This window comes from Neisseria sp. HMSC064D07 (assembly GCF_001837185.1).
Classification (GTDB): domain Bacteria; phylum Pseudomonadota; class Gammaproteobacteria; order Burkholderiales; family Neisseriaceae; genus Neisseria; species Neisseria flavescens_C.
Genome location: NZ_KV831691.1, coordinates 31,823 through 37,989, shown reverse-complemented (window position 1 = coordinate 37,989; position 6,167 = coordinate 31,823). Strand labels below are relative to the sequence as shown.

At 46.3% G+C, this 6,167-nt stretch carries 5 protein-coding genes; 2 read left to right on the top strand and 3 right to left on the bottom strand.

What is annotated here, in order from left to right:
• On the top strand, window positions 1–2,345 hold a 2,345-nt coding region (locus HMPREF2608_RS06565; protein ID WP_141761470.1), incomplete at its 5' end, for an FG-GAP-like repeat-containing protein.
• Between the two features lie 162 nt (window positions 2,346–2,507).
• Here HMPREF2608_RS06565 and HMPREF2608_RS06560 read toward each other — a convergent pair.
• Both HMPREF2608_RS06560 and HMPREF2608_RS06555 read right to left on the bottom strand, forming a co-directional pair.
• On the bottom strand, window positions 2,508–3,830 hold the full coding sequence (locus HMPREF2608_RS06560) for a murein transglycosylase A (protein WP_070826389.1): 1,323 nt from the start codon (window positions 3,828–3,830) through the stop codon (window positions 2,508–2,510).
• A 90-nt stretch (window positions 3,831–3,920) separates the two neighbouring features.
• Window positions 3,921–4,493 (bottom strand): RDD family protein, encoded by a 573-nt coding sequence (locus tag HMPREF2608_RS06555; protein WP_070826388.1) that lies wholly within the window; start codon window positions 4,491–4,493, stop codon window positions 3,921–3,923.
• Between the two features lie 241 nt (window positions 4,494–4,734).
• Between HMPREF2608_RS06555 and asd the strand changes: the two genes are divergently transcribed.
• Window positions 4,735–5,850: an aspartate-semialdehyde dehydrogenase gene (gene asd, locus HMPREF2608_RS06550; protein WP_063076326.1), complete on the top strand. Its 1,116-nt coding sequence runs from the start codon at window positions 4,735–4,737 to the stop codon at window positions 5,848–5,850.
• Between the two features lie 89 nt (window positions 5,851–5,939).
• Here asd and HMPREF2608_RS06545 read toward each other — a convergent pair.
• Window positions 5,940–6,167 (bottom strand): factor H binding protein domain-containing protein (locus tag HMPREF2608_RS06545; RefSeq protein ID WP_283122303.1); only part of this gene is annotated, 228 nt, incomplete at its 5' end.

Here is a 6,167-nt window from a genome sequence, read left to right as displayed (position 1 = left end):
CGAACGCAGACGGCATCATCAGCCAAGCAGAAGCAGATAACTTAACTAAGTTAAATGCTAAAGTGGCTGAAACCAAAGCAGCAGCAGATGCAGCAGTGAAAGCACTTCCTGCAACAGCAAAAGATGTGGAAGGAAATACACCTGCTTCATTACAATCTCGCGTAGATAATGTAAATGAAGTAAATGTTCCAGTAGTGACTGAAGCTAAAGTAACTATCGTTAACTATACTGATGATTACGGCAGCCAAACAGGTACATTTGGAACCAATACAAAAACTGATGACAATACGCCAACTATTAATGGTAAAACAACGCTTCCATCTAGCACAGTTCATCTCTATGAGATCAACTTAGATGGTGTGTTCGTGAAATTGGGTTCAACAACAGCGGATTCTTCAGGTAGCTGGAGTTATACGCCGACTTGGTTAACTAACCGTGAACACAATATTTATGCATCTAGCACTGAAATTACAGCAAAAGAAGATGCACAATCTTCTATCGTAATTGATGTAGAAGGTGTAACAACACCTCCAATTTCAGTAGGAAACCAAAGAGAATATTGGAGTGCAACGACCGTTGGTGATATCAATGGTGATGGCTATGACGATATTGGTATGGGATCTTGGAATGCTGGTAAAGCTGATACGATCCTAGGTGGTACGACCTTGAAGTTGGCTGGCAACAATTATATCGGTAGTCCTGTATGGCACCAAGCTGGTGTGGGTGATGTCAATGGTGACGGCTATAACGATGTATTGTTTGGTACTGCTGCAGAAAATGGTGGTGCAACTCGCCTCTATACTGGTAGTCCAATTGGGTTGGTGAATGCAGCCGGTATCGGTAACGGTGTTGCTGCTGCAGCTGGCGATGTAAATGGCGATGGTATCGTTGATATGATCTTAATGGGGGCGACCTCATCTAATGTTTACTACGGCAGCACCAATGGTAGCTATACTAAGAGTGGAAACTTGTCATTTGGTTATAATAGTGGCGACAATAGTGCATCTTGGGGAGCTCAACAATATGCTGCTGGCGTGGGTGACTTCAATGGTGATGGCTATAATGATGTTGTGACAACTACAGGAATCTATTTAGGTAGTAAAAATGGTCTGAGTGAATCCAATAAAATTAGCTTTAACCATGCTGTAACTTCTGCAAATGCGGCTGGTGATGTGAATGGTGATGGCTATGCTGATGTAGTTGTTGTTGACGGAAAATACGGTAATTCTTACGTATTATTTGGTGGTGAAAATAAAGCTCCAATTTCACTTTCAGCAACAAAAGGAAGCGGTTCAATTTCTGGTGCTAATGGTGGTTTTGCAATTGCTTCAAGTAATTCTGCATATCAAACAGTTATATACAGTAATGCTGTAGGGCTTGGTGATGTGAATGGTGATGGCTTAAGTGATGTATTAATTACGACATTTGGTAACAATGGAAGAGGTACTGCGACAAGAGCTTATAATCAGATGACTACTGATTCTTATATTGTATTCGGGAAAACGAATTCAGAAGCCGTAAATCCATCATCTTTAGGTAAACAAGGTATTTTTGTACCACACAGTCAAGCGGATGGCTCATCTTCAGTCGGTATGGTTGATGTAAACGGTGATGGTTTGGGTGATATTTACGTTAACTCATACAATAGTTCTGGTAAATTGTTCCTTGGTGGTTCAAGCTTAGGTGCTGAACCAACAGTACAAGGTTCTGGAGAGGTAAGAGGTAACGCACACAGTAACTTTATTGCTGGAAGTAATGGTGATGACACCATCTATGGTGAAGGTGGTGCGGATATCATCTACGCTGGTTCAGGTGATGACCGCATCGTATTAAATGCTGATAACTTGAACTATTTAAGCAAAGGATTCCAAACTGTTAATGCTGATGGTTCAGTAATCAATGAAGGTAAAGGACGCCTTGCTCGCATTGATGGTGGTAATGGCCATAATACGCTAGCCTTTGACAGTGATGTAACCGAAGTTGATTTAACTAAAATCGACAATGTAGGTACGGGCTTTATGAAGACTGCTGTAGGTATGTCTCGTATTGCTAATATCGACCACATTGATTTAACAAACGGTGTCGCAACTAAATTAGTGTTGGAAGCTAAAGATGTATTAGATATGAACCCTGGTTTGAAATCTTATACTTCCGATGCTAAACACCAATTAATGATTAGCGGTGAGGGTGGTGATACTGTTACAATCAAAGATGTTGGTAACTGGAATAAAACTTCAACCACAACCATTGTAAACGGAGAAACTTATGACATTTACACATCAACAAGCACAAACGGTGTTCAACTCTTGGTTGAGACGGATGTTCATGTTGAATTTGTTGGTTAATTTATAAACTAAGCATAAAAGCCCTCCTAGTGATAGGAGGGCTTTTTTTTTTATTTTAGCTTTGATTGAGAATGAATTGAAATTGGGTAAAGAAAAAGGCAAAGGTCTCAGGCCGTCTGAAATCTGAATCTTGGTTTCAGACGGCCTTTTTTAAACCACTTTTTATGGACGGTATTCCGGTTTCATGCCGTTGGGCAGGAGCTGCCATACATAGCCGGTGGTTTTCATTTTACCGGCCACTTCGCCTGCTTCGTCACCATAGCCCCAGAAATAATCCACACGGACCGCGCCTTTAATCGCGCTGCCGGTATCTTGCGCCATAATTAAGCGGTTGAGGGCTTTTTTGGTGGTCGGGTGGGCAGTGGCGACAAATAATGGTGCGCCAAGCGTGATGTAGTGGCGGTCGATGGCACCGGCGTATTCGCCCATCAACGGCGTACCCAATGCGCCTACCGGGCCTGAATCACTGCTGCCGGTCAGCTCGCGGAAGAAGACGTAGCTTGGGTTTTGTCCCAAAACTTCGGCAAGGCGGCCGGGGTTTTGCTTCATATAGGCCTTGATGCCCTGCATGCTGGTCTGACCCAGCGGCAGATAGCCTTTGTCCGCCATATAGCGGCCGATGGAAACATACGGATGTTCGTTTTTATCGGCAAATCCGACACGGATGTATTTGCCGGACGGCGTTTTCAGACGGCCTGAACCTTGAATGTGCATAAAGAAAAGTTCGACCGGATCATCTGCATAACCCAAAATCGGCGCTTTGCCGTTAAGCGCGCCGCCGTTGATTTGGCTGCGGGTGTGGTAAGGAACAAAACGGCTGCCTTCAAAACGGCCTTTCAGCGCAGTGCTGCGTGCTGTAATCGGGAATCTGGACAAATCGGCCGTGTATGTGCCGCTGTTGTCGATGACGCCGCTGTTTGGGCCGATTTGGCGGATGCGGATGGTGGCTTTGCTGCCCCTCAAGTTTGCAGCCAACGGAACGGAAACAAAATCGTTCGGAATGCCGTAAATAGGGAAACGGGATTGGCTTGTAGGTTTGTCATCGCCGTGCAGGACCGGTTCGTAATAGCCGGTAATGGTACCGGCAGGATTGCCGCCGTTATCGACGCGCCATGCGGTGAAATAGCGCTCGAAAAAGTGCTTGGCTTGGAAATGGTGCACCGGTGTTTGCATGGCTTGGATACAAACGTCCTGCCAACCTTGGCGGTTTTTAAGTTTTTCACAGCCTAAGCGGAAAGACTGCAGGCTTTTGGTAAAGTGTTGGAGGTCCCAGTGCGGCAATTCGTTGTAGGAAACTACGGTGTAGTTTGCTCCTCCCCCACTCACTGTCGTACCGACGGGATCGGGCGTACCAGTGGGGCGGTCGGGGCCTTTGATAACGCTGGTGTCGGTTTCGGGGAGGTTTTTAATGCTTTTGCTCGGACAGGCGGCAAGAATGGCCGCGGCAATGCTGACGAGCGTAATGCGGTACAGATGTTTTTTCATGGAATCAATAGCGTGTCGAAAGGCCGTCTGAAAGCTATTTTTTCAGACGGCCTATGTTGGAAAGTGCTGATTTTAACACAAAAAAGCCATTTATCGGCGCGGCGGCAATTTGACGACAACCGTATCGGCCAGCATATCGTAGAGCGTGCGGCGGTCGCGTTTGACGGAAAAGAGCATGATGAAGTTGATGAAGGCTATAAGCAGAGAAATCAGGTTTCCACCCGTGTCACTTATTGCCAACGATACAATAGTTACCACAACACCAACAGCAAGTGCCCAAACAACTTCACGGATTAAAACCGTTCCTTCAAAACCTGGATTATTCCCGTCACTTTTTAACACCCGTATGCCCATAATTTTTTTACCTAAAGACTGACCGTCCCGGCTCATGTAATACAGTTGGACAATACCAAAAACCAAATAAACAGCCAAAGAAATAAAAAATGTTATGGCAAAATATTCAGGGGTATTAAAAAGAGAAGATTCCGAAACTAATTTTTTGCTTTCATCTAAAGTGAAAACTACCATCACAATGAATGGCAACCATATCAAAAAAGTAAACAGATTATTCAACAAATATGCCGCAATCCTCGCCCCCGGCGAAGCAATATGGACATCTACTATTTCCGTTTTAGGCAAATCCGACAAATTGATTTCGCTCATTTAATCTTCCTCTGTGCTATTTAATGAGATGCAATTTCATTGCCATCTTAACCTATTTCCCCATCATTCTAAAAAATTTCGATAAAAACCTTTACATTTTCCGCAGACGGCGTTAAAACGTTTGTTTTCCCCTTTGTTATAGTGGGTTAACAAAAGTCTGAACAAAGCGGCAGGCGATGCCGTTCCGATTTTTGTTAATGCACTATAAACTTATCCGGATTTTCTTTGTAAGGAGTAACACATGAAAGTAGGTTTCGTCGGCTGGCGCGGTATGGTCGGCTCTGTTTTGATGCAGCGTATGAAAGAAGAAAACGACTTCGCCCACATTCCCGAAGCGTTTTTCTTTACCACTTCCAACGTCGGCGGCGCTGCCCCTGATTTCGGTCAGGCAGCCAAAACATTGTTGGATGCCAACGATGTTGCCGAATTGGCAAAAATGGACATCATCGTTACCTGTCAGGGTGGCGATTACACCAAATCCGTCTTCCAACCCCTGCGCGACAGCGGTTGGAACGGCTACTGGGTTGACGCGGCTTCTTCCCTGCGCATGAAAGATGATGCCATCATCGTCCTCGACCCTGTCAACCGCAACGTTATCGACAACGGCCTCAAAAACGGTGTGAAAAACTACATCGGCGGCAACTGTACCGTTTCCCTGATGCTGATGGCTTTGGGCGGTTTATTCCAAAACGATTTGGTCGAATGGGCAACCAGCATGACCTATCAAGCCGCTTCCGGCGCGGGTGCGAAAAACATGCGCGAACTCATCAGCGGCATGGGCGCGATTCACGCCAAAGTGGCAGACGAACTTGCCGATCCTTCCAGCGCGATTCTCGACATCGACCGCAAAGTGTCCGATTTCCTGCGCAGCGAAGACTATCCGAAAGCCAACTTCGGCGTACCGCTCGCCGGCAGCCTGATTCCGTGGATTGACGTGGACTTGGGCAACGGCCAGTCCAAAGAAGAATGGAAGGGTGGTGTGGAAACCAACAAAATCCTCGGCCGCAGCGACAATCCGACCGTAATCGACGGCTTGTGTGTACGCATCGGTTCTATGCGCTGCCACAGCCAAGCCCTCACCCTGAAGCTGAAAAAAGACCTGCCTGTTTCTGAAATCGAAGCCATCTTGGCAGGTGCAAACGATTGGGTGAAAGTCATCCCCAACGAAAAAGAAGCCAGCATTCACGAGCTGACGCCTGCCAAAGTTACCGGCACGCTGTCTGTTCCTGTCGGCCGTATCCGCAAACTGGAAATGGGCGGCGAATACATCAGCGCGTTCACTGTCGGCGACCAACTCTTGTGGGGCGCTGCCGAACCGTTGCGCCGCGTATTGCGCATTATCTTGGGCAGCCTGTAATTTAGGTTGGCATGAAAAAAGCAACGGTTTGAGCCGTTGCTTTTTTTGTCACAATAAGGCCGTCTGAAATGTTCAGACGGCCTTATTTCCTATTCTTTCTTACCGGCCAAACCGATTTCTTTGGTAGAGTCGCCAACTTTAATTTGCGCCTTACCGGCAATTTCTTCAGCCTGCGGGCCGAAGAGTTTCAAATCATAACGGCCGTTTTCCACACCATTCAAACTGGTTTTTCCGCTGATGGCGGCTTTGCCATTGTTATTGGCAATACCTGCGGCAAGCAGGTCGACATTATTGTGGGAAGCCATGCTGCTGATTTT

What these genes read in the sequence shown, in the direction of transcription:
- HMPREF2608_RS06560 (WP_070826389.1), bottom strand. Translation starts at nt 3,830, where the DNA reads ATGAAAAAACATCTGTACCGCATTACGCTCGTCAGCATTGCCGCGGCC.
- asd (WP_063076326.1), top strand. Translation starts at nt 4,735, where the DNA reads ATGAAAGTAGGTTTCGTCGGCTGGCGCGGTATGGTCGGCTCTGTTTTG.
- HMPREF2608_RS06555 (WP_070826388.1), bottom strand. Translation starts at nt 4,493, where the DNA reads ATGAGCGAAATCAATTTGTCGGATTTGCCTAAAACGGAAATAGTAGAT.